The sequence below is a fragment of the Arachidicoccus sp. BS20 genome (assembly GCF_001659705.1).
In the GTDB taxonomy this organism is placed as follows: Bacteria; Bacteroidota; Bacteroidia; order Chitinophagales; family Chitinophagaceae; genus Arachidicoccus.
Genome location: NZ_CP015971.1, coordinates 1,686,425 through 1,709,486 on the forward strand (window position 1 = coordinate 1,686,425; position 23,062 = coordinate 1,709,486).

The following is a 23,062-nucleotide window of genomic DNA, read 5'->3' on the forward strand; positions in this document are numbered from 1 at the left end:
TCTTTAAACAAAACTATTCTAAAAAAAATATGAAGAAATATTTACTCGCCGCATTATGTATTTCATTTACAATCGCAACTAATGCGCAGCCTGAACGCTGGCAACAAAAAGTGAATTATACCATTGACGCATCTTTGAATGTGCAGACGAATATTATCACAGGAAAAGAAAATATTATTTACTGGAATAATTCACCTGACACATTGCATCGCATTTTTATTTTTCTGTATTGGAATGCTTTTCAGCCCGGCAGTATGATGGACGTCCGCTCCAGAGAATTAGGCAAGAAAATCCTTGGCTACACACGTACCGGTAAACAAGTGCGCGATTGGGATTCACGTGTGCGCGACAGAATCGAAAATCTGAAGCCGGGCGAGATAGGCTACCAACACGTGAATAATGTTTTAGTAAACGGACTAAAAACTTCGTTAACGCAACATGAAACCGTATTGGAAGTAGATTTGAGCAAACCTATTTTACCTCATTCACAAAATACTGTTTCGCTTCCGTTTGAAGCGCAGGTACCCGTACAAATCAGGCGTAGCGGGCGCGACAATGCAGAAGGCGTACGTTACAGTATGAGCCAATGGTATCCGAAAATTGCAGAGTATGATTATGAAGGATGGAATGTTAATCCGTACATCGCACGTGAGTTTTATGGCGTTTGGGGCGATTTTGATGTGAACATCACAACAGACAAACACTATATGCTTGCGGGAACAGGCACTATCCAAAATCCAGATGAAGTGGGTTTTGGTTATGGCAAAGTTCAGGGCGTTCCGCAAAAACCTTCTGCGACAACTACCTGGCATTTTGCTGCGCATAATGTTCATGATTTTGTGTGGGCTGCCGACACCGGTTACATTTTATTAAAAAGACAAATTCCAACCGGACCATTATTTTATTTTGTTTACAAAAAGAAAGACGCCGCACAGGATAGTCTATGGAATAAAACCGCGGACAGCGTTGCTTATGCGTACAAAAATTTTATTGCAAAAACATTTGGCGCATATCCTTATAAAAATTATTCCTTTATTCAGGGCGGCGACGGCGGCATGGAATATCCGATGGCAACATTAATTAAAAGCGGAAGCCGGGGAACAGCTTTGCACGAGTTCGGACACAGTTGGTATCAGGGTGTTTTGGGAAGCAACGAAAGTCTTTTCCCATGGATGGACGAAGGAGGTGCTACTTATTTTGAAACCCGCACCACAGGCTGGCTGCACCGCGATAGTCTTTGGTATTTGAAAAGCCTGAAAGGTTATTTCAATCTTGTAAAAAGCAGACTGGAAGAGCCAATGAGCACGCACGCCGACCACTATAATACAAATTATGCCTACGAGGAAGCTGCATACAGCAAAGGTGCAACTTTCTACGAACAGCTTTCTTATATCATCGGCAATGCGAACATGGATAAATTTTTACTTGCTTATTTCAACATATGGAAATTCAAACATCCAAACGCAAATGATTTGATTCGCGTAGCGGAAAAAGTAAGCGGTCTGGAACTTGAATGGTACAAGCAATATTGGATTTATTCAACCAAAACCATTGATTACGGCATTAATAGTGTTTCATCGAAAGACAATCATGCTGTTGTTACGTTGCAAAGAATCGGTTTAATGCCAATGCCTTTGGATGTCTTGGTAACTTATAAAGACGGCTCGTATGAAATGTACAATATTCCTTGCAACATGATGTACGGACACAAGCCTGCGGAAAACAATTATTACAAATGGATTTTTGCGCCGGAATGGTTTTGGACAAGCCCGACTTATGATTTGGAATTATCTAAGCCTTTGAACGAAGTTCAATCCGTTGAAATTGACCACTCGCAACGCATGGCGGATGTGGACAGAACAAATAATGTGTGGAAAGTACAATAAATACAAAAAGCCCACGAGACTGGTCTCGTGGGCTTTTTGTATTTATTGAGAAGAAATGAATTATCTGTCAATGCTTGTTCTTCCTTTTGGTAAATCATCTGTTGATTTATTGGTTCCGTCGAGCAATTGGTTAAACGATTGCTGGAGAATATCATTTTTCTTATCAACAAATTCTTTTGCTTTTCCATCGGGAAGATGCAAATCATAAAACTGTCCGTCTGCAACTGCTTTATTAAAATTAGGATTTGACTTTTCAAATACTGCTTTATCAATGCCTAACACATCACAAATCGCGTCTTCATTATAAATACCGCGAATGCGAATCGTATTGTTGTCAGACGAATTAATTTCCACTTCGTCACTGCCATTATTGTCTTGCCCAAGTTGTTCTTTGTACTTCTTCGTTTCTTTAGCACTCATAGTTGTAATGCCGCCGCTACCTTCAAAGAAATAATGCGTACTGATGAATTTTTTCACATGATTGCGCGTTTCCGTAGGAAGGTAGGATTGCACTTTCCAAAAATCGGAAGAGCCTGCGTCGCGAATAGCTCTGTCCACGCGACCGATGCCCGCATTATATGCTGCAATTGTCAACAACCAATCGTGATAATGGTTATGCAAGGATGTTAATAATTTAGCCGCAGCTTCTGTACTTTTTGCATAATCCGTTCTGTAATCGTGCCCGTTTTTAATCAATCCGTAACGAATACCTTCGTCGTGCATCAATTGCCAAGGTCCTGTTGCCCCGGAACTCATGCGCATATTTTTTTGCAAGGAACTTTCAATTACAGCCAAATATTTTAATTGCGTAGGCAAATTGTGTTCTTCCAAAATTCCGTCCATCAGTTTGAAAATGGGTTTTGCCCAGCTTTTCATTCTGGTAAGGTCTGTCAGCTCGTGATGAATATAGTGGTCCGCAAAATCTTCCACTTTAGGATTCAGTGCTACTTTCGCATCGGAAATGTCAACTTTCTTAGCTGCAACACCTTGCGTATTCGGATCGAGCGTTACAGGTTGGGTTGTAGGCAATAGAGTAACAAAACCTTTAGGTCCTACTTTACTTTTTGTTGTGGATTTTTTCTTGTCTTCGCCGGGAGCATTTACATTTTTAACGGTTGTAAATGACATAGCAAATATGGCAAAAGAAACAAATAACAGCAATCTTGAAACGTGTTTTACGCCTAAACGGGTAAAAACACTTTCCTTTCTACGATAAAAAAACTTCCGCTTCATTCCAATTTTTTCGTTAATAAATGAAGATATTATTCTGATAATATCCGGCGCTTCGAGGGAATTAATGAAAAAATGAATCGCGATGTAGAGATTAAAAGTTCTTCCCGGCGATTTGCACCATTTGTTTTGAAAGATTCAATAATTGAGATTCTTTCATTTTATCTGTCATTATCTGAATACCAAAAGGTATGCCAAATGCAGAATCGAACAAAGGTAAGGAAATTCCCGGAATGCCAGCCAGATTTGCGAACACAGTGTAGATATCAGCTAAATACATTTCCGTAGCATCATTACTCTTCTCGCCGACTTTGAATGCGGGAATGGGAGAATTTGGAGAAATAAGCGCATCATATTCCGCAAATATTTCATTGGCTCTGTCAGACACAATACGTCTAACTTGCTGTGCCTTAGTAAAATAAGAATCGTAATACAAAGCACTTAATACAAATGTACCAAGCATAATGCGACGTTTTACCTCTTTGCCAAACGCCTCACTCCTGTTGTTCTTGTAAAATTCCGTTAAATCATTTTCGGGCGATTTGGACTGATAGCCAAAACGAACGCCATCATAACGAGAAAGGTTGGTCGAGGCTTCCGCTGTCGTAAGCACATAATAAGTCGGTACAATATAATCGAGATATTCAAAATCAATCGCCTCAACCGAATGACCTGCACTTTTCAGTTGCTCTATAAATTGAAAAATGGCATTCTTAATTTCTTCATTCAACGATGGATGTTCCAAAGTTTGTTTTATATAAGCAATCTTGTATTTTTTATCATCAGTTAGTGAAGCTAAATAATTTTCCACCGGCGATTCGCTCACTGTGCTGTCATAACCATCTGTACCGGCAATTACTTCTAATACCAAAGCTGCATCTTCTACCGTTTTGGAAAAAATTCCAATTTGGTCAAATGACGAAGCGTAAGCGATTAACCCGTATCGGGAAATTCTTCCATAAGAAGGCTTTAACCCGATTACACCGCAAAAATCTGCCGGCTGACGAACAGAACCGCCTGTATCGCTGCCTAAACTAATCATACACAAGCCCGCTTGAACTGCCACCGCCGAGCCGCCGGAAGAGCCACCCGGAACGCGCGAATTATCCGCAGCGTTCAGCACTTTTCCGAACGCAGAATTTTCGTTGCTGCTGCCCATAGCAAACTCGTCGCAGTTCTGCCTGCCGATGATTATGGCGCCATCGGCTAATAATTTTTCAACCGCCGTTGCATTATAAACCGCCGTATAATTTTCGAGGATTTTGGATGCAGCAGAGAGCTTGTGATTTTTATAACTGATTACATCCTTCAGTCCGACAACTACACCATGTAATTTTCCTAAAGATTTACCTGCAAGGCGTTCTTCATCTAATTGCTTTGCACGTTCAAGCGCTTCTTCGGAATAAACTTCAAGAAAAGCGTTGAGGTGTTTATTTGCCTCAATGCGCGACAAATAATATTCAACCACAGCCACACAAGTAGTTTGGTTATTCAACAAAGCTGTTTGATAATCTTTAATGGAAACGAAAGAAAACTCTGACAAAATAAAATCGGATTGAGACGTTGAAAGAACAAAATTAAACCTGCGGTGTTACGGAAGAATTATTTGCAGTACTCTGTTCTACTTTAGTTTTAGGCTGGTTATCTTTTTCTTTCAAACCGTTTTCCAATTCTCGTCGCACGCTGTCTTTTGCATCGTTAAATTCACGTACGCCTTTACCCAAGCCGCGCATGAATTCGGGAATTTTATTGCCGCCGAACAAAACCAATACTACTACGGCTATTAACAATATTTCTGAAAACCCAATATCTCCCATGATTTTTCGATTTTAATCAACCACAAAAATAAATAAAAATCCTACGCCGACTTACCCATTTCTCTTAAAAAATGAACGTGCGAAACAAAGGCGCTTGCCATGTATTTGTACTCTATATACGTAACATTATATTCTTTGCAAGCCTGCTTTACTATTTTATTAATCGCAGGATAATGAATATGCGAAATTTTCGGGAATAAATGGTGCTCTACCTGAAAGTTCAGTCCGCCTACGTACCAAGAAATCAATTTGTTTTTCGTAGCAAAATTCGCCGTTGTTTTCAACTGATGCACTGCCCACTCGTCTTCCATTTTTCCGGTAGCTTTGTCCGGCATCGGAAATTGTGTATGCTCTACCGTGTGCGCCAATTGAAACACAACACTTAAAATCAAACCAGTAGTACAACATACCGCCAAATAACCCACGAGCCAATCTACAAAACCCAACCTTGCCATAGGAATCACAATAAATATAGCGCAATACACTACTTTAAAAGCCCAAAACAAGATATGGTCTTTGGTGCGCATTTTTTTCAATGGAATATCGCCCACTTTACGCTTAAAATATTTTGTATAATCGTTCATCAACACCCAATACAAGTATAATACAGCGTACAATATCCAAAAATATAAATGCTGAAAACGATGCATTTTATATTTCTTTTGCGTAGTTGCCATGCGAAGAAATGGCTTTGCATCAATATCGTCATCAACACCATCGATATTGGTATAAGCATGATGAATTACATTGTGCTTCATATTCCACATAAACTGGCTTGCGCCGACAAGCTCGGTAGAATATGCAGCAATCCTGTTCATCAACGGATGTTTGCTGAAACTGCCATGTCCGCCATCGTGCATTATATTAAAGCCAATACCCGCAATTACGATACCCATAAGAACGCACAACAAAATATCCACCCAAGTTTTTTCGGGCGTAAAAAATACTGCGGAAATATACAATACGACCAAAGCCGCCTCCAAAAAAACTGCTTTGGAAAACAGCCTGAACCCTCCGGTGGTGGGCTTTCCGGTAGATTCAAAATAATTATTGATTCTGTGTTTTAACTCTACGTGAAAGGAGTTGGTCGCTTTCGCGAATTTAGGTGTAAGCATTAAAAAATATTAAATATCGCCAAGTAAAAAAATTATAAAACCAAATTGTTAAAAGATGAAATGCCCAAAGCTTTGTCCGAAATAAAACCTTCGCCGTATTTTACACCAATTCTCTTGCCAAAAATAAGCGCACGCGCTTCTACAAATTTAATAAACTCCGGCGAAGAAATATAGGTTTTAGGTCCATCGTCCGTAGCATTGAACTGCGTTTCGTAGCTGAGCAATGCTTTTATTTTATCGTCAAACGTTTCGGATATATCAAAAATAAAATCCGGCTCAAGATAATTGTCCTGTATATAGTGAAAAACTTGCTTTGGTCGCCAAGCCGCTTGCGATTGTCCATTTCCATCCACCGTTTCAATCTTAATTAATCCCGAAAGAAAAGCCGCTTCTTTTACCAATTTTGAGGCTCTTCCGTGGTCGGGATGGCGGTCTTCGGGCGAAGTGCAAAGCAATATTTCCGGCTGATATTTTCTAATTGCTACGATTACTTTCAGCAAATTTGCTTCATTAATCTGAAAAAAGCCATCGCGCATTTGCAGGTTTTCACGCGCGCTCAGTCCCAAAATTTTAGTAGCTGTAACCGTTTCATTATCACGTGTTTCAGCCGTTCCCCGCGTGCCCAGTTCGCCACGTGTTAAATCAACCACAGCCACACTTTTTCCCTGTTTCACTGCTGCCAGTATTGTTCCGCCACAACACAATTCCGCATCGTCCGGATGCGCGCCAAAAACCAATATATCAACTTTCATTTATTAAAAATATCAATCTTTATAGTCGCGGGCAAAAGTAGGTTAAAAAGTCGGAAGAATCCGGAAACGCCAAAAGTTAAAGGATAAATAACAATGATGTTGCTTTGCCGATGTTTCTTAAAACCTGTAATATGCCTGTGCCTGCTGTACCAATATTTCTATGGAACGGTCTTCGCCGTTGGGGTCGTAAGTTTGTTTGAGACTCGAACCAAAAAGTTTTGCCACGCCTTGATATACAAACGCATTAAAATCGCCCTTATATTCATCAAGAATTTCGTAACAACTGCTGCCTGTTTCACGGCAAATCAGTTTCATTAGCACCTTTCCCTGATAAACAGACAGGTTTTTAATCTTACTTGTAAATTGCGTACGCAACTCTTTTTCATGTGATTTGATAATCGCTTTGCGTTTTTTCCTGTTGGTAACGCCTACTAATTCGCGGTTTATCTCGTTGATAACACGCGAAGCCGTTTTCGCATACGGATAGGTAACGTACACGGCATTGCGCAGCCTTGTCCATGCTTCGTACATCTTACGCATTTTTGCATTGGCTCTGGCATACAGGAACAACGGGTCTAATTCTCCGGTAGGCACTTTTTCGCCTTCGTCGGTAATGGTAACTTCAACTCTTATCGTATCATACCGTCCTATAATGAGCTGGGATTTTGCCTGTACCGAAATAAAGGATAAAAACAAAACAGCAGAAAGAATTACTATGTCCTTAAATCCGTTCATGAATGGATAAAAATAAAGGAATTATCAAGCCGACAAAAATAAATTGATAAAAATTAATTCCTTTTTGCAAAACGTTAAATCCGCCGTCAAAGAAACGTTATATTCCGCTACATTTGCCGTATGTCGGCAGAACAAATTATTTCGGACTGGAAGAAAAATATTTACAAACCTTTTTATTGGCTCGAAGGCGAAGAAAATTATTATATAGATAAAATAATGGACTACGCCGAGCATCACATTTTATCCGAAGCCGAAGCGGGCTTTAACCTCACGGTATTTTACGGGCGCGATGCGGAATGGACGGAAGTGCTGAATGCGTGCAAACGATTTCCCATGTTTGCCGAGCGGCAAGTGGTATTGCTCAAAGAAGCGCAATACATGAAAGACATTGCGAAGCTGGAAACATATTTTGAGCAGCCGCAGCCTTCAACGGTTTTAGTAGTTGGCTACAAAGAAAAAAAATTGGATGCGCGCACCAAGCTGGCAAAAACCGTAAAGCAAAAAGGCGAACTTTTTTCTACGAAAAAAATATACGATTCCAAGCTGCCTGAATGGACGCAGCAAATGGTACAGCAACATGGCTACACTATTAATCAAAAAGCCGTATTGTTGTTGGTAGACCATATTGGCAACGACCTTTCGCGCATCGAAAATGAAGTGAACAAAATACTCGTAAACCTGCGCGACAGAAAGAACATTACGGAAGAAGATATTGAAACTTATGTGGGCATCAGCAAGGAGTTTAATGCGTTTGAATTGCAGCTTGCCATTGCGCAGAAAAATTTGTCGAAAGCTGTACGCATTGTCCAATATTTTGAACAAAACCCGAAAGCCGCACCTATTCAAGTGATACTGCCAACGTTGTATAATTTCTTCAGTAAAACGGCGATGGTCTTTGGCGTGAGCGGCGGCGAAAGTGCCGTGGCATCTGCGATTGGCGTGAATCCTTACTTTGTAAAAGATTATGTGCAAGCCGCTAAAAACTACGGTGCTCAAGGTGTTGAAAATATTTTGTTGTTGCTACACAAATACAATCTGCGCAGCATCGGCATTAATGATGCGGGTACAAGCGATGCGGATTTGATGAAGGAAATGATGGTAAAGATGATGTATTAATGTAATGAAAAATTCCCCACAACGTCCATTTTAATTTTTCGCTCACTCCGCAAATAGCGCAAAGTCTCTTTCACTTTTTCGGAAGAAAAATTATTCAATTCATTTATCAAACCTTTCGTATCGAGAGAAGATTTTTGCTTCAATAAATGCAAAATTTCCGAAGTGATTGACGCAAATTCTTTCGCAGATAATTTTTCATTTTTCGACTCTGTGCAATTGTCACAAACACCGCAACGCTGCGTATTTTCATCGCCAAAGTATTGCGCAATAAAAACGCTTCTGCAAGTATTGGTGTGAATATATTGCAGCATTTTTTCAACACGATTGACAAATATTTTTTTCCGCTTTAAATAATCTTCGTGGTTGAACAAAAGAAATTCCGCGGGCGCACGATTGGTAAGAAAAAATATTTGCGGCGTTTCTTTTTTCGGTAAATATTCAAGCACGCCAAATCGCTGTAATGCTTGCAGTTGCTGCGTTACTGCTTCTCCGGAAATGCATAGCAACCTCGCCAATTGCTTTTCAAAAACAGAAACGCGGTAAGAAAAAATACTGTCGTAACTGCGCAATAATACTTTAATTAAAGGTTCGTATGCGGGATAATTATTTTCAAAATCAAACAGACTTTCCTTGTCAATCGTAAAGCCAACTTTCGACGGAAGAAAAATATTTTCATTAAACGAAATAAAGCCTGCCTGCTCCAAAGCCTTGATGCAATAAATGGTTTGCACAGCATCGAGCTTAAAGTTTTTGATGAACGTATTAAAATCGAAATCGTAAAAATTTCCTTCGCCAATGCCAATGGGAATTTGCAAAAAATCACAAAGATGCTGATACGCTTTTTTAATTTCATCAAACTTCGGAAAACGCACATCCGGCAAGGATTTCAGGTCTTTTATGTCGCGATTTTGATACAGCAAAATGGCTCTTGCAGCTTTGCCGTCGCGCCCCGCGCGTCCTGCTTCCTGATAATAATTTTCCAGGCAGTCGGGCGCATCGTAATGTGCTACAATTCTTACATCCGGCTTGTCTATGCCCATGCCGAAAGCGTTGGTGCAAACAATCACGCGCGTTTTATTTTGCATCCAGTTTTGTTGTTTCGCATCACGAATTTCCTGCGAAAGTCCCGCGTGGTAAAAATCCGCATCAATGTTTTTTATTCGTAATAATTTACTTACGTCTTGCGTAAGTCTTCGTGTTTTGCAATAAACAATGGCGCTGCCGTTTTGTTGCAATAAAATTTTTGAGAGCTTGTCAATTTTGTTATCGCAAAAAATTACTTCGTAAGAAATATTCGGTCTCTGAAACGAGCTACGAAAAACTTCGTAGTTTTTGAACAACAATTTTTCGACAATATCTTTTTGAACATTTGGCGTTGCAGAAGCCGTCAAAGCAAGCATCGGAACACCGGGAAAATATTTTTTCAACTCCACAATCCGCAAATACGACGGACGAAAATCGTAGCCCCATTGTGAAATACAATGTGCTTCATCAACAGCAATTAAGTTCACATTTAGCACCTCGACAACTCGCTGAAACGCAGACGTATCAATACGTTCGGGAGAAATGTATAAAAATTTATAATCGCCGCGCACGGCATTTTCCAATTCGTCCGAGACTTCATCGTTGCTCAAACCTGAATGAATGGCGCAGGCAGAAATGCCTTTGTTTTTGAGATTTTCGGCTTGGTCTTTCATCAACGCAATCAATGGTGTGATGATGAGGCAAACGCCGTCGCTCATCATCGCGGGAATTTGGAAACAGACAGATTTTCCACCGCCGGTGGGCAACAGCGCAAGCACATCTTTCTTTTGCAAAACCGCGCGGATAATATTTTCCTGCTCGCCGCGAAAAGCGGAAAAGCCCCAATAAGTTTTTAATATGTCGATCGGTGTAGGCAAAAATTTTATTTGAGGGCTAAATTAAAATCATAATCTCGCATAACCCAATTTTTCAATTTCTTCCACCTCCCTTATTTTATAAACATTATGATTCGACAACACATAAACGTCGTCGCTTATATCCATCACTTGTTTATACAAATGGTCGGTAACGATAAAACCTTTACGCTGTTTTTCATTCAATAAGATTTCTTTTATTTTTTCGATATGCAAAGGCATCAGTTCGGAAAAAGGTTCATCCAGAATGGAAAACAAACTATTGGAAAATATAATAACAAAAACTTCAATCAGTCTTCTTTCTCCGCCCGAAAAATCAAACATTTTTTTACCAAGAGATGCTGAAAAATGCGGAAAGTTTGATAGTAATTTCTCTTTGGGAATGTCAAAATTTTTAAGTATTCTTTCTAAAGTTAATCGCCTTGGAATAAAATTAAATTGTGGCAAATAAGTGATTAACCTGCTTTTTTCTTTTGCATAAAAATAAGATGCGCTGTCAATCGATACCGAAACATCTTCTGTTTTCAATACGCCAATTGCAACTCTGAACAAACAGGATTTTCCCGTACCGTTTCGTCCGAGCAAAGCAGAGATTTTTCCCGTTTCACTATTTATATATGCGGACGATAACACAAGTTTTCCGTCAAAAGACAAACGCACGCTGTCTATTTTCAATGAATGAAGCATCTATCGGATTTTGTAAATAATGAACAGAAACAAAAATGAAAACAGAAAATCAAAAACGAAAACCACGCTCCACAACAATCTTTTTCCGATACCTACATTCAGGTAATAATAATATTCGTTTTTCTTGTATTCATTTACAAGAAAATAAATAATCGTACAGGAAAATATTTTCAGCCATAAACACGGCGCAACTTCTTCTAATCCAAATTTGAAAACTGCAATGCCGCAGCCAGTATTAATAATGGCAGATGCGAGCCAAAAAGAACGATAAAAGAAAAGAATGTGTTTGAGTTTGCTCAAAAATTTCACGACATTTATCATCATTAAATTAATTTTCTCTTTTTTTCCCGAAAAAAGTTCCATTCCCTTACCTTTGCCGAAATTTCAAAATAGCCGCATTTTGCGACTGTCATTTTCATTTAAAAGAAATTAAATTTCTTGTCATTTATGGCGAACAAAGGTAAAATTAAGCAAATTATCGGCGCGGTAGTCGATGTTCATTTCCCCAACGAGCAGCAGTTGCCCGAAATCTACAATTCATTGGAACTGGTAAAAGAAAACGGCGACAAGCTGGTTCTCGAAGTACAACAGCACCTCGGCGAAGACAGCGTGCGTACCATTTCAATGGAAGGTACCGAAGGTCTTGTACGTGGTATGGAAGTAACCGACACGGGAAAACCCATCACTATGCCCGTAGGCGACAAAATCAATGGTCGCTTGTTTAACGTTACCGGCGACCCGATTGACGGCTTGCCTGCCGTTTCAAAAGAAAATGGTCGTCCTATTCACAACCAGCCGCCTGCATTTGAAGACCTGAATACTGCAACAGAAGTATTGTTTACAGGTATCAAAGTTATCGACTTGATTGAACCTTACGCAAAAGGCGGTAAAATTGGTTTGTTCGGTGGTGCGGGTGTAGGGAAAACCGTATTGATTCAGGAACTGATTAACAATATTGCAAAAGGCTACGGAGGTCTGTCTGTATTTGCAGGCGTAGGCGAACGTACCCGCGAAGGAAACGATTTGCTCCGCGAAATGATTGAAGCCGGCATTATGAAATATGGCGACAAATTCCAACATTCGATGGAAGAAGGCGGATGGGATTTGAGCGCTGTGGATTTGGAAGGCTTGAAAGAATCAAGAGCAACATTCGTATTCGGTCAAATGAACGAACCGCCCGGAGCGCGCGCGCGCGTAGCTTTGAGTGGATTGACCATTGCAGAATATTTTCGCGACGGCGACGGCACAGGTAAAGGTAAAGACATCTTGTTTTTCGTAGATAATATCTTCCGTTTTACACAGGCAGGCTCTGAAGTTTCGGCATTGTTGGGACGTATGCCATCAGCCGTGGGTTACCAGCCTACTTTGGCTACGGAAATGGGTTTGATGCAGGAAAGAATTACTTCAACAAAAAATGGTTCAATCACTTCCGTACAGGCGGTATATGTACCTGCGGATGACTTGACCGACCCTGCTCCTGCAACAACATTTGCTCACTTGGATGCGACGACTGTATTGAGCCGTAAAATTGCGGATTTGGGTATTTATCCTGCAGTTGACCCGTTGGATTCTACTTCAAGAATTTTGACGCCGGCAATCGTGGGCGACAAACATTACGACTGTGCAAACAGAGTAAAATTGATTTTACAACGCTATAAAGAATTGCAGGACATCATCGCGATTTTGGGTATGGACGAACTCAGCGACGAAGATAAACTGACTGTTGCGCGTGCGCGTAAAGTTCAACGTTTCTTATCGCAACCATTCCACGTTGCAGAACAGTTTACAGGTTTGAAAGGTGTATTTGTAAACATTGATGATACAATCCGCGCATTCAATTCCATTATGGACGGCGAAGTGGATGATTATCCTGAAGCTGCTTTCAACCTTGTAGGAACTTTGGAAGATGCAATTGAAAAAGGTAAAAAACTATTGGCGCAAGCGCAAGGTTAAATCAATTTGAAAATTTGAAGATGAACTAATTTGAAAATTAGTATTCATACTGAAAACCATTTTCAAATTTTCAAATGCACAAATTTTCAAATTATGTTATTAGAAATATTAACTCCCGAAAAAAGAATATACAGCGGCGAAGTCTATGGCGTACAATTGCCGGGCGTAGAAGGTTTGTTTGAAGTATTAGACAAGCACGCACCGTTAGTAAGCGCTTTGGGCAAAGGCAATGTAAAAGTGCTGCGCTCCGCCAATAGCAATGATAGAAATTTTGCTATCACAAGCGGATTTGTGGAAGTGCTCAACAACAAAGCCACCGTTTTGGTCGAAGGTGCTACCGAATTGAATTAACAAAGCATCGCACTAAAAAATATATAAAACCTTTCGTCGAAAATGACGAAAGGTTTTTTTATTGAAATGATATTATCTTTACGACATAGCAATGAATAACGATAAAGACTATATCAAAACATTACTCTCAGAACATTTTCCGTTTTTTGACAATACCGTCAAGGACTTCATTTGTGAACACGGCATTGCAGAAGAAATAAAAGCCGGAACATTAATCCTTCGCTCGGGCAAACACCTGAAATACATTACACTCGTAGCTGACGGCGAAATGAAAGTGTACCGCGAAGGCGAAGATGAGGGCGAAATATTTTTGTATTATCTCGAACCGGGAAATGCTTGTGCATTCTCACTCGTATGTGCGTCTAAGAGGGAAATCAGCAAAGTGATGATTAAAGCGCAAAAAGACAGCACGATAATTTTAGTGCCTGTACAAGCGATGGAAACTTTGATGCGCAGCAACAAATCGTGGTACAGGTTTGTAGTCGAAACATATCGTTATCGTTTCGACGATTTGCTTTCGGCTTTTGACAGCGTAGTGTTTAAAAAATTAGATGAACGGCTGGAAGAATATTTGCAAACGCAATGGCAAAAAAATGATGGTCGCCCGCTGGAACTAACACATCAGCAAATAGCAGACGACCTGCATTCCACAAGAGAAGTTATTTCCAGATTATTGAAAAAAATGGAACAAAAAGGAATGCTTACCATTCAACGCAATGCCATTACGATGCACTGAAATTACTATCCTTCAATTACACAATAATAATTTCTCGTAAAGCTGCAAAGACACAAAGTTGTAAATTTTAGCCTTCAGCTATAAAGCCCTTTTCAAAAAATCTCGCATCATGTGTAGTATTTCAGGTTCGGCTTCATCCAGCGCGAAATGACCACCATTGACGATATGTACTTCGGCGGTGGGTACATCATCCTTGTATTTCCACGCGCCTTCCACCGTAAATGAGGGGTCGTATTTTCCCCAAACAACCAGCATTTTGGGTTGATGTTTTTTCAGCCATTCCTGCCATTCGGGATAGTGCTTCACGTTGTTTTGATAGTCGTAAAAAAGATTCAGCTGAATGTCTGCCATACCGGGCTTGTTCAGAAATAAATATTCATCCGTATAAGTATCGGGGTCAATTTTTTCGGGCGTGGGCGTGTTGCCGATATGTCTTTGCTTAGTGGCTTCCAGACTTATAAAATTCTTCTTTACGGCATCGTAATATCTTTGCTTATTTGCCCAAAAAGCTTTCCGGGTTTGCCATAAAGGCGAAAGCCCTTCTTTATGGCAAACGGCATTCTGAACAACGATTGCCTGAATTTTTTCGGGATATTTTTCCGCTATGCGCATTCCTATCGGACCGCCGTAATCCTGTACTACCAGCACAAATTTCTTTAGCACCAACCGATTGATAAACTTAATCATGTAGGCGGCAAGGTTATCAAATGTATAGTCAAAGCTATCTGCGGGTGGCTGGCTGCTGTGTCCGAACCCGATATAGTCTGGCGCTATTACATGGTAATTATCCGATAAATTTTCCAGCAAGGGTTGCCACATGCGGGACGATGACGGAAAGCCGTGCAGGAAAAGGATTACAGGCTTGTCGGCTTGCCCGGCTTCTCTGTAAAAAATATTTTGTCCGTTTATTCTAACGGTTTTGTACAAGATAGTGGATGCATTGTTTGCTGTTTTTTTTGAAGTAGAAGTCTGTGCCATAATATTGTTTTTAATCAGGAACATTGCTGCCATTACAAGGAATAATCCGTTTATTATTTTTTTCATTTGCCTGATATTTATTGTTTTTAGTTATTCGTAATTGCCCGTTAGCGTTGCTCTACGGTTCTGCTTATTTTATATTTATTCAGAAATCGTTCGGGAAAATCATCTCTCATTTTTTTACTGAAATCATTTATATAATGTTGATATTCTGCAAAGCTCTTACAGAAAAATCGGCATACCAGTACTTTGTTTCCATTATCAATAGGTTCAATTTGCCTGCTTAGTATAAAGCCCTCAAAACAGCCTGTAGCAATTATTTGCGGAATATGCTCTTTGCGAAACCATTGCGCAAAATCATTTTCAATTTCTTTTTCCGTTTTTATAAAAACATTGTATGACACCATAATTTTTATTTGAAAAACTGATTTATGAAAACATATTTTTTTAATGCTGTCGAACGGATATGGAACTCCAATAGTCCGTAACACTTCCTATAATCAGCGCCACGGCACCAATGACAAACAGCAAATAATAGGAATGATAAATGGAAAAAATATAAGTGAGTATGTACGCCGTCAACGCGTGCGAAACAGAGTAAGTGATAGTCATATAGCTCCACGCTTTTTTCTGATGTGCGGGCAAAACCAGTTCTGCCGTTCTTCCCGCAGCTAAGGAACTGATGCCTAATGCCAGGCTGCCCACAAAAATGCCGGACACGGCAAGGCTCCAGGTAGCGGTAGAAACTAAAGGAAGTATTACGCCGATTGCTTTTACCGCAAGGCTGATACGGATGCTTTTTGCAAAGCCCACTTTGTCTGCAATGTAGCCTGTAAACAACGGACCGATAGCTGCCGCCAATCCTAACAATACCCAAAACTGTGTGCCCTTATCTATACCCAAATGCAACCCGCGGCTGATAAAATCCACCCAAAAAACCGTGTGTGGCACAAAGCCAATAGCGTTGCAAGCGTACGAAACCAGCAACAATAAAACGGTTCGGTTGGCAATCTTTTTGTGCTTGCCCGAATGCTTCTCCACCAATGGCAGATGCTTTTCGTTACTGCCATTGGGCCAGCCTTTCCAGGTAACGATAATTAAAATGGCTGCCGCAATAGCAAAAGCAAACCAGGTTTGACGGATTCCGTTTGTTACCAATAAAGGAATGATAGTGCCTGCCAGCGCAATGCCGATACCGACACCCGAAAAAATCAATCCGCCTATTACACCCTTTCTTTCTTTTGCCGCATGTTTGAAAAGTGTAGGCGCGGTTACTACCATTAATACGCCGCCTGTGACGCCCGCTATCAACCGTAAAACGAAATAAAGAATAAATGGTAAAGGATAAGCGCAACCCAAAAAGGTAATAAGCGTAATAATAAGCATTGACTTGATGAGAGTAACTGATGGTATGTACCTGTTCAGCAGTGTGGCTACGACCGAACCGAAAATATATCCCGTTAAATTGGCTGCGCCTAAATAATCTGCCTGCGCTACGGTAAACCATTTATGATTAATCAGCGCGGGAATCAACGGCGGATAACCGAAGCGTCCTAAGCCAATACCGATAAGCAACGCCGATAATCCCGTAAATGCCGTTACAAAATAGTTCCGTTTATCAAAAGATGTTTTCACGTTTTTTCTTTTACAGATAATTAATATGCCTGAACAGATTCAATAAGCTCCTTAATAATATCACCCGTAGAAGCGAATGAGAACAGATGAATGGATTGCCCTGACCAACTTTCAAATTCATCACAAATGATATTTTGTTGATGCAAAATTCTTCCTATTTTTGTGATACTACAAACGATAAAATAAGATAATTACTTATCATTTATTATGATTAAAAGGTAAGCTATGAATATTAATGACCTTAAAATATTTCAAGCTGTTGCCGAATACGGAAGCTTTACCAAAGCGGCGGCGGTAGCCAATACCGTTCAGTCAAACGTAACGGCAAGGGTTAAGTATTTAGAAGATTTTTTTCGGGCGAAACTATTGACACGCACCACCCGTAGAATTGAATTGACCGATGAGGGTTTGCAGGTTTTAAAGGCTGCTAAGGAAATGCAATTGTTGATTGACAAAACAATTTCTTCCGTAAGCAAAAGCAATTTACCGCCAAGCGGTATTGTGAAAATCGGCTGCATACATTCTACGGCAGCCTTAAGAGCGCCGGGCATTCTCGGTAATTTCACCAAACGTTATCCCGATATGGAATTCAGGTTAAAAACAGGCACTACATCAAGTTTGATAAAAGACGTTTTATCTTTTAAATTAGACGGGGCTTTTGTTTCAGGCAAGGTAAACAACGCGGCATTGGACATTGAACCCGTATTTACGGAAGAGCTTTCTATTATATCATCGTCTTTGAACAGCACGTTGGAAGAAGCTTTAAGTCATTCCAATCCTGTTAAATTAATAGTATTCAGCAAAGGCTGCGCCTATCGCGAAAGGCTATGCGAAATATTAAATGGTAAAGGTATTGAAACGTATAAATTTATAGAGATGGATACTTTGGACGGCATTATCAATTCCGTTGAAACAGGTATCGGCATTACTTTACTGCCGGCGGAACTTATCCGCAAAAATTATTCGTACAGAAGTCTGCATACATTTTCCCTGCCCAAACGAAAAGCCAAATGCACCACTCATTTCATCAAACGAAAAGACTTCCCAATGAGCGATGGATACGCCATGTTTTTGAAATCCGTTAAAGACGGTTATTCGGTATAGCTTTCAGGAATGGATTAAATAATGTTGAATTATTATATTCCGTTATTGCGTACAAATGCTTACACATTACAATCAGCACTTGCCCTCTTCAATATGGTAATGTTCCAGAATCTTTTCCTGCGGACAAAATTTGGTAAAGGATAATTTATTAAATTCCTGCTTGCGATTTATTTTCCTGCCCAATAGGCGTTGTTTGTGGTGTATAATCAATTCCGTCTTTTCCGTAGTCGTATGCCCAACGGTGAACTTCTGGAATATCGCCCGGCCAGTTACCGTGCGATACATTAATCGGGGTTGTCCACTCCAGTGTATTGGCTTTCCATGGATTTTTTCCGGAAACCTTTCTTCCTTTAAATATAGAATAAAAAAAGTTGAACAGAAATAAAAACTGTGCGATAAATGTTATAATAGTTACAACGGTAATAAATCTGTTTAACGGAAGAAACTGTTTAAAACTTTCCCACCCGCTGTAATCATAATACCTGCGCGGTAATCCCGCCAATCCTTCGTAGTACATCGGCCAAAAAATAAGATAACAGCCTATAAGCGTTACCCAGAAATGAACAGATCCTAAAGTGGTGTTCATAAATCTGCCGAACATCTTGGGAAACCAGTGATAAATACCGCAGAACATACCGAAAAATCCTGCAACTGCCATGACTAAATGAAAATGTGCAATCAAAAAATAAGTATCGTGAATATGTATGTCGATGGCAGAGTTTCCCAAGTAAATACCCGTCAGTCCGCCCGATATGAATACGCTCACAAAACCGATTGCAAAGAGCATTCCCGGAGTAAACCTGATATTTCCGCGCCACAAAGTAGTAAGCCAGTTAAATACTTTAATCGCCGAAGGAACGGCAATCAGCAAGGTCAATAACACAAAAACCGATCCCAAGAAAGGATTGAGTCCCGTTACAAACATATGATGTGCCCATACAAGAAACGCAAGTATCACAATGGCAAACATAGACATAACCATTGCGGAATAACCGAATATTGGTTTACGCGTATTTACGGACATTACTTCCGACACAATGCCCATTGCCGGTAAAATCACAATATATACTTCCGGGTGTCCTAAGAACCAGAATAAATGTTGGTATAAAATTGCGTTGCCTCCTTCATGTGCCAGAGCCTGGCCACCAATATATATATCAGATAAGAAAAAACTTGTACCGAAGTGACGGTCAAATATCAGCAGAATGTATCCCGCAAACAAAACGGGAAAAGACAATACGCCTAATACCGCCTGTAAAAACAATCCCCAAACGGTTAAAGGAAGTCTGGTCATGCTCATGCCTTTTGTACGCATATTTAATACCGTTGATATATAATTGATACCACCTAATAATTGCGATACCACAAACAAAATAATAGATGCCAGCCACAAATCCATCCCACTGCCCGAACCGGTCGATGCTTGTGCCAATGCACTCAATGGAGGATAACTTGTCCATCCGTTGCCTGATGGACCTGAGGCTACAAAAAATGAAGAAAGCATCACTACGCTGCCGGCAAAGAAAAACCAGTAACTGAGCATATTCATCAAAGGTGAAGCCATGTCCCTTGCCCCTATCTGTAAAGGAATAAGAAAATTGGCAAAAGTGCCGCTGAGGCCGCCCGTCAATACAAAAAACAACATGACGGTTCCGTGAATCGTTACCAAAGAATAATATGCTTCGGGCGAAATATGACCTCCCGGAGCATATCTTCCTAAAATTGTTTCCAACCATGGAAATGAAGATGCAGGATAAGCCAATTGAATACGAAACAGTACTGACATAAAACCTCCCAACAATGCCCAAACAATCCCTGTAAGTAGAAATTGCTTACCAATCATTTTGTGGTCTTGGCTGAAAATGTACTTTGTAATAAAAGTTTCTTTGTGATGAGGTAACGCATGAGTTGCAGCTTTCGCATCATGCTCCTTGCTTAAAGTGAGCGTATTCATATCGATATATTTTCTTACATTGTATATTGCACTGAATAGAGTGCTTGAAAGAAGTCTGCTAAAGATTTTATCTTCTGTTCTTGTACAAAGTTTGTATGAATAAGCGATAAATTTGGTAACCTATGTTACATTGTATTATTTTTTTTCAAAAAATATATTCTGTGCCGGGCCAATTTCAATTCGCCTGCTTCTGCCAATTGTTTCAAAGTTCTTGATATTACAACTCTTGAAGAGCCTAATTCATATGCAATTTGCGCATGCGAAAGATTGATATATCCCCGGTTGTATAATTTTTCTTTTTCTCGGAGAAATTCCAACACTCGTTCATCCATTTTTTTAAATGCAATAGATTGAATTGTATTGAGAAGCCTGTTGAATTTTTGGTGATACAGGTTTAAAAGGTATGTAGCCCATTCGGGAGAATCATTGTTCAGTTTTAAGGCATTCTCAATAGATAATACAACGATTTCAGAATCTACTTCTGCTATAATTTTAACCTTTGTTTTTTCTCTGTACATTCCTGACAAATACAACATAACACAGGTTTCTCCTTCTTTTATATGAGTCATTGAAATTTCTTTATTTTCAGAATCGGTAATCATTCCCGTCAAGGATCCGTGTAATACAATCGGCAAAATGTTTACGTAACGGTTTCTTTCTAAAAAAACATCTTCTTTTTTAAGTTCTTTCACCGTTCCAACTGCTATTATTTCTTGTAACAACTTGTCAGATAGAAAGCTGTTACTTGATGAAAAATTTTCCATAATCTGAATATATTAAATAAAGTTTTTTACAATTGATCGGTACAAAATTCCTGATAGCGGGTTGTAAATAATGATAAACATTGGTGATGTTTCATAACGTGAAGTAATTGTTGTTATGTTTTAAGTATTATTACAATGCGCAATAGCCACTATTTTTTAGCTTACTCTTCGATTAATTGCTCAATTTGTTTGATAAAACTTTTACTGTCATATTTTGCGACTCCGGTATGATAATATATCATATTTCCTTTTTTGTCTAAGAGTACTGTGGTGGGTAAACTGCCTGTAAATATTTGTTCGGAAATTTGTCCTTCTTGTGTATAAAAAGGCACTTGATATCCGTTGCTGTTTAAAAAATGAATTGCCGATTTTATATCTGTATCTTCATTAAGAAACAAAAAATAAATGTTTTTATCATTTTTAAATTGCTTGTAAAAAGCCATTATTGAAGGCAGCTCTGCTCTGCATGGCGGACACCACGAAGCCCAGAAATTGATGAACACTACTTTACCCCTCAAAGAAGACGTGTTCATCAATTGGCTATTTGCATCTTTAAAATAAAAATCTTCAGGCTTGTTTTTCTCCTTTTTTTCGGAATGTCCATTCGCAATATCCGCATTAAACAACCCTGTATTCATGAGCTGTCTTAAGGTCCAAGTCTTTGCTTTTGAACTGAAAATAAAAACTATCAGTAGAAGCACAGCTAAGATATTCCAAATGTTTTTCTTAATGTATTTCCAATTTGGCACCTTATCTCTTCTATATTTATTGAGAGGTAACAAGCTTATATTTTTATGAGTTTTGTATCAAGTCTTCTAATTTTTTGTGTACTTGCGGTGCCGAATAATCTGCGGCACCTTCTACTCTGCCAACCATTTTACCACTTTTATCAATGATGACAGTTGTAGGAATAGCATTTTCCAAAAATGTCGGAGGTATTTGGCTTTGCGCTGCATATACACTTAAGTCGTAATCATGATTTTTCATATATTTAGACGACTTAGTTAGATTCTTGTCCACATCTACCATTAGAAATACAATGTTGTCATTGCCTTCAAACGATTTTTTCAACTGATTAATAGACGGAATTTCTCTTTTACATGGCGGACACCAAGTTGCCCAAAAATTGATGAACACAACTTTTCCTTTTAATGAACTCAAAGAAATTTCTTTACCTTTTGTATCCCGAAAAACGATATCCGATGCATCATTTTTATTGGCTACTGATTGAGTATTGAAAGATGTATCTTTTGTACTATTATTGTTATTTTTACTGTTACTGTTGAATGAGCATGCCGACGAAGTGCCAACGATTATGATGAATAGCATTGCTGCTATGGAAGTTTTTAATTTCATTTTTAAATATTTTGACAATGTAGTTTCAGCTACATTTATTTGAGTGTAATAATGGATTTGTTTTATAATGATTTGTGCTCAATACATTATATTTCTTTATAGGATAATAAAGAAATCATCATTATATTAAAGGTTTGTATAGCTTGCGAAACGGTATTATATAAGTAGCTTTCGTTGTCGGAGAAACAACGGAAGCATATCTCTGTATTTAAAGTTGGTACAATAAAAATTATTCTCCTGTTTGCCGGAGATGTTTATTGGAAATCTTAAAAACAATAAGATTTGTACGTCAGTTGGAAATGTAGATTTGTCAGAGTGAGTAGTAATTTTCCAATCATTGTTTGTAATAAGATAATGACAACTTTGGTTAATATTATTGTCTGTCTGCAGCGGTGTTTTATTACCTAAAAAATGGATGGATGTACTTGGTACTCCAATTGAATTTTTAATGGCATTCTTTACGATACAGTTAGCAATCAAAACCAACATTATTGACATGAAGGAAAGTAAGCGAAAGCTTATTTTTTTGATTTTATGTATCGATTCGTTAGTCATTACTTGAACAAAGGTAGCTTTAATTTTATTTGTGACAAATAATTGGAAATTTCAGCTCAGTACTCAATCATTGTTGTGCAAAACACACACAAATCATATTCATCTCGTAAATAAAATGTACGACTTGAAGGTATTTATAACTTATTTTTTTGCTGGCTTTCTCCAATATGGTAATGCTCAAGAATTTTTTCCAGCGGGCAAAATTTTGTGAAGGATGATTGTAATAAATTCAATCCTACAAACGCAGAAAGCCATAGCCAGTCTTTGTTTACAAAGATTGCCAACAAACTTCCAATCAATACAAGTGTGCCGGCAACCGCACGGACAATGTTTTCTTTACACATGATTTTTTGTTTTTAAAATGAAAGAATAATTCGCTTATGAGTTTTAATACAGAATAAATACTCCTTTGCGCCTTTGTATCTTTGCGAACGTTGTGC

23 protein-coding genes are annotated in these 23,062 nt (G+C 39.1%); 6 read left to right on the forward strand and 17 right to left on the reverse strand.

Annotated elements, in window-relative coordinates; genetic code table 11:
- Window positions 1-29: 29 nt before the first annotated feature.
- Complete coding sequence (locus A9P82_RS07570) at window positions 30-1,886, forward strand: M1 family metallopeptidase (protein ID WP_066206233.1); 1,857 nt, start codon at window positions 30-32, stop codon at window positions 1,884-1,886.
- Window positions 1,887-1,946: 60 nt separating this feature from the next.
- Here A9P82_RS07570 and A9P82_RS07575 read toward each other — a convergent pair whose 3' ends face one another.
- The 6 genes from A9P82_RS07575 to A9P82_RS07600 form a co-directional block, all read right to left on the reverse strand.
- Entirely contained in the window at window positions 1,947-3,119 is a 1,173-nt protein-coding gene (locus A9P82_RS07575) for a lytic transglycosylase domain-containing protein (RefSeq protein ID WP_066206237.1), read from the reverse strand.
- Window positions 3,120-3,210: 91 nt separating this feature from the next.
- Window positions 3,211-4,659 carry an Asp-tRNA(Asn)/Glu-tRNA(Gln) amidotransferase subunit GatA gene (gatA, locus tag A9P82_RS07580; protein ID WP_066206239.1) on the reverse strand — a complete coding sequence of 483 codons (1,449 nt, stop codon included), beginning with the start codon at window positions 4,657-4,659 and terminating at the stop codon, window positions 3,211-3,213.
- 34 nt (window positions 4,660-4,693) lie between these two features.
- A complete protein-coding gene (locus A9P82_RS07585) occupies window positions 4,694-4,933 on the reverse strand; it encodes a Sec-independent protein translocase subunit TatA/TatB (RefSeq protein WP_066206242.1) in 240 nt (79 codons plus the stop codon).
- A gap of 41 nt (window positions 4,934-4,974) precedes the next feature.
- On the reverse strand, window positions 4,975-6,048 hold the full coding sequence (locus A9P82_RS07590) for a fatty acid desaturase family protein (protein ID WP_066206245.1): 1,074 nt from the start codon (window positions 6,046-6,048) through the stop codon (window positions 4,975-4,977).
- Between the two features lie 32 nt (window positions 6,049-6,080).
- Complete coding sequence (bshB1, locus tag A9P82_RS07595) at window positions 6,081-6,800, reverse strand: bacillithiol biosynthesis deacetylase BshB1 (RefSeq protein ID WP_066206247.1); 720 nt, start codon at window positions 6,798-6,800, stop codon at window positions 6,081-6,083.
- A 117-nt stretch (window positions 6,801-6,917) separates the two neighbouring features.
- Complete coding sequence (locus tag A9P82_RS07600) at window positions 6,918-7,535, reverse strand: DUF4294 domain-containing protein (RefSeq protein WP_066206250.1); 618 nt, start codon at window positions 7,533-7,535, stop codon at window positions 6,918-6,920.
- Window positions 7,536-7,655: 120 nt separating this feature from the next.
- Here A9P82_RS07600 and holA point away from each other — a divergent pair, with 120 nt between their 5' ends.
- Entirely contained in the window at window positions 7,656-8,651 is a 996-nt protein-coding gene (holA, locus tag A9P82_RS07605; RefSeq protein WP_066206253.1) for a DNA polymerase III subunit delta, read from the forward strand.
- On the opposite strand, the gene A9P82_RS07610 is transcribed toward holA, so the two are convergent.
- Genes A9P82_RS07610 through A9P82_RS07620 form a run of 3 tightly spaced genes read right to left on the reverse strand, consistent with a single transcriptional unit; the run spans window position 8,648 to window position 11,560 of the window.
- Window positions 8,648-10,552: a RecQ family ATP-dependent DNA helicase gene (locus tag A9P82_RS07610; RefSeq protein ID WP_066206256.1), complete on the reverse strand. Its 1,905-nt coding sequence runs from the start codon at window positions 10,550-10,552 to the stop codon at window positions 8,648-8,650. The genes holA and A9P82_RS07610 overlap by 4 nt on opposite strands.
- A gap of 27 nt (window positions 10,553-10,579) precedes the next feature.
- Window positions 10,580-11,236: an ATP-binding cassette domain-containing protein gene (locus tag A9P82_RS07615; RefSeq protein ID WP_066206258.1), complete on the reverse strand. Its 657-nt coding sequence runs from the start codon at window positions 11,234-11,236 to the stop codon at window positions 10,580-10,582.
- Complete coding sequence (locus A9P82_RS07620) at window positions 11,237-11,560, reverse strand: hypothetical protein (RefSeq protein ID WP_156522624.1); 324 nt, start codon at window positions 11,558-11,560, stop codon at window positions 11,237-11,239.
- A 123-nt stretch (window positions 11,561-11,683) separates the two neighbouring features.
- On the opposite strand from A9P82_RS07620, the gene atpD reads away from it, so the two are divergent.
- The 3 genes from atpD (at window position 11,684) to A9P82_RS07635 (ending at window position 14,276) form a co-directional block, all read left to right on the forward strand.
- Window positions 11,684-13,189, forward strand: coding sequence for a F0F1 ATP synthase subunit beta (atpD, locus tag A9P82_RS07625; protein WP_066206263.1), 1,506 nt, complete (start codon window positions 11,684-11,686; stop codon window positions 13,187-13,189).
- Window positions 13,190-13,282: 93 nt separating this feature from the next.
- A complete protein-coding gene (atpC, locus tag A9P82_RS07630; protein ID WP_066206266.1) occupies window positions 13,283-13,540 on the forward strand; it encodes an ATP synthase F1 subunit epsilon in 258 nt (85 codons plus the stop codon).
- Between the two features lie 91 nt (window positions 13,541-13,631).
- Window positions 13,632-14,276, forward strand: coding sequence for a Crp/Fnr family transcriptional regulator (locus tag A9P82_RS07635; protein ID WP_066206268.1), 645 nt, complete (start codon window positions 13,632-13,634; stop codon window positions 14,274-14,276).
- A gap of 78 nt (window positions 14,277-14,354) precedes the next feature.
- Here the strand turns inward: A9P82_RS07635 and A9P82_RS07640 are convergent, their stop codons facing one another.
- Genes A9P82_RS07640 through A9P82_RS07650 form a run of 3 tightly spaced genes read right to left on the reverse strand, consistent with a single transcriptional unit; the run spans window position 14,355 to window position 16,889 of the window.
- Complete coding sequence (locus A9P82_RS07640) at window positions 14,355-15,320, reverse strand: alpha/beta fold hydrolase (RefSeq protein ID WP_156522625.1); 966 nt, start codon at window positions 15,318-15,320, stop codon at window positions 14,355-14,357.
- A gap of 41 nt (window positions 15,321-15,361) precedes the next feature.
- A complete protein-coding gene (locus A9P82_RS07645; RefSeq protein ID WP_066206271.1) occupies window positions 15,362-15,661 on the reverse strand; it encodes a DUF4286 family protein in 300 nt (99 codons plus the stop codon).
- 40 nt (window positions 15,662-15,701) lie between these two features.
- A complete protein-coding gene (locus A9P82_RS07650) occupies window positions 15,702-16,889 on the reverse strand; it encodes a YbfB/YjiJ family MFS transporter (protein WP_066206273.1) in 1,188 nt (395 codons plus the stop codon).
- A gap of 225 nt (window positions 16,890-17,114) precedes the next feature.
- On the opposite strand from A9P82_RS07650, the gene A9P82_RS07655 reads away from it, so the two are divergent.
- A complete protein-coding gene (locus tag A9P82_RS07655; protein WP_066206276.1) occupies window positions 17,115-17,993 on the forward strand; it encodes a LysR family transcriptional regulator in 879 nt (292 codons plus the stop codon).
- A gap of 148 nt (window positions 17,994-18,141) precedes the next feature.
- Here A9P82_RS07655 and A9P82_RS07660 read toward each other — a convergent pair whose 3' ends face one another.
- The 5 genes from A9P82_RS07660 to A9P82_RS07685 form a co-directional block, all read right to left on the reverse strand.
- Window positions 18,142-19,947: a cytochrome c oxidase subunit I gene (locus tag A9P82_RS07660; RefSeq protein ID WP_066206279.1), complete on the reverse strand. Its 1,806-nt coding sequence runs from the start codon at window positions 19,945-19,947 to the stop codon at window positions 18,142-18,144.
- Window positions 19,948-20,072: 125 nt separating this feature from the next.
- Entirely contained in the window at window positions 20,073-20,711 is a 639-nt protein-coding gene (locus A9P82_RS07665; RefSeq protein ID WP_066206282.1) for a Crp/Fnr family transcriptional regulator, read from the reverse strand.
- Between the two features lie 161 nt (window positions 20,712-20,872).
- Window positions 20,873-21,349, reverse strand: a complete 477-nt coding sequence (locus tag A9P82_RS07670) for a TlpA family protein disulfide reductase (protein ID WP_082915272.1) — start codon at window positions 21,347-21,349, stop codon at window positions 20,873-20,875.
- 154 nt (window positions 21,350-21,503) lie between these two features.
- Complete coding sequence (locus tag A9P82_RS07675; protein ID WP_066206286.1) at window positions 21,504-22,067, reverse strand: TlpA family protein disulfide reductase; 564 nt, start codon at window positions 22,065-22,067, stop codon at window positions 21,504-21,506.
- 689 nt (window positions 22,068-22,756) lie between these two features.
- Window positions 22,757-22,966 carry a YgaP family membrane protein gene (locus A9P82_RS07685; protein WP_066206293.1) on the reverse strand — a complete coding sequence of 70 codons (210 nt, stop codon included), beginning with the start codon at window positions 22,964-22,966 and terminating at the stop codon, window positions 22,757-22,759.
- Window positions 22,967-23,062: the final 96 nt, after the last annotated feature.

Coding starts and splice junctions, on each gene's coding strand:
- A9P82_RS07635 (WP_066206268.1), top strand. CDS start 13,632: ATGAATAACGATAAAGACTATATCAAAACATTACTCTCAGAACATTTT.
- A9P82_RS07685 (WP_066206293.1), bottom strand. CDS start 22,966: ATGTGTAAAGAAAACATTGTCCGTGCGGTTGCCGGCACACTTGTATTG.
- A9P82_RS07670 (WP_082915272.1), bottom strand. CDS start 21,349: ATGAATACAGGGTTGTTTAATGCGGATATTGCGAATGGACATTCCGAA.
- A9P82_RS07675 (WP_066206286.1), bottom strand. CDS start 22,067: ATGAAATTAAAAACTTCCATAGCAGCAATGCTATTCATCATAATCGTT.
- A9P82_RS07585 (WP_066206242.1), bottom strand. CDS start 4,933: ATGGGAGATATTGGGTTTTCAGAAATATTGTTAATAGCCGTAGTAGTA.
- A9P82_RS07665 (WP_066206282.1), bottom strand. CDS start 20,711: ATGGAAAATTTTTCATCAAGTAACAGCTTTCTATCTGACAAGTTGTTA.
- A9P82_RS07640 (WP_156522625.1), bottom strand. CDS start 15,320: ATGAAAAAAATAATAAACGGATTATTCCTTGTAATGGCAGCAATGTTC.
- bshB1 (WP_066206247.1), bottom strand. CDS start 6,800: ATGAAAGTTGATATATTGGTTTTTGGCGCGCATCCGGACGATGCGGAA.
- A9P82_RS07570 (WP_066206233.1), top strand. CDS start 30: ATGAAGAAATATTTACTCGCCGCATTATGTATTTCATTTACAATCGCA.
- A9P82_RS07620 (WP_156522624.1), bottom strand. CDS start 11,560: ATGATGATAAATGTCGTGAAATTTTTGAGCAAACTCAAACACATTCTT.
- A9P82_RS07645 (WP_066206271.1), bottom strand. CDS start 15,661: ATGGTGTCATACAATGTTTTTATAAAAACGGAAAAAGAAATTGAAAAT.
- A9P82_RS07655 (WP_066206276.1), top strand. CDS start 17,115: ATGAATATTAATGACCTTAAAATATTTCAAGCTGTTGCCGAATACGGA.
- A9P82_RS07575 (WP_066206237.1), bottom strand. CDS start 3,119: ATGAAGCGGAAGTTTTTTTATCGTAGAAAGGAAAGTGTTTTTACCCGT.
- A9P82_RS07590 (WP_066206245.1), bottom strand. CDS start 6,048: ATGCTTACACCTAAATTCGCGAAAGCGACCAACTCCTTTCACGTAGAG.
- A9P82_RS07600 (WP_066206250.1), bottom strand. CDS start 7,535: ATGAACGGATTTAAGGACATAGTAATTCTTTCTGCTGTTTTGTTTTTA.
- atpC (WP_066206266.1), top strand. CDS start 13,283: ATGTTATTAGAAATATTAACTCCCGAAAAAAGAATATACAGCGGCGAA.
- A9P82_RS07660 (WP_066206279.1), bottom strand. CDS start 19,947: ATGAATACGCTCACTTTAAGCAAGGAGCATGATGCGAAAGCTGCAACT.
- A9P82_RS07615 (WP_066206258.1), bottom strand. CDS start 11,236: ATGCTTCATTCATTGAAAATAGACAGCGTGCGTTTGTCTTTTGACGGA.
- atpD (WP_066206263.1), top strand. CDS start 11,684: ATGGCGAACAAAGGTAAAATTAAGCAAATTATCGGCGCGGTAGTCGAT.
- holA (WP_066206253.1), top strand. CDS start 7,656: ATGTCGGCAGAACAAATTATTTCGGACTGGAAGAAAAATATTTACAAA.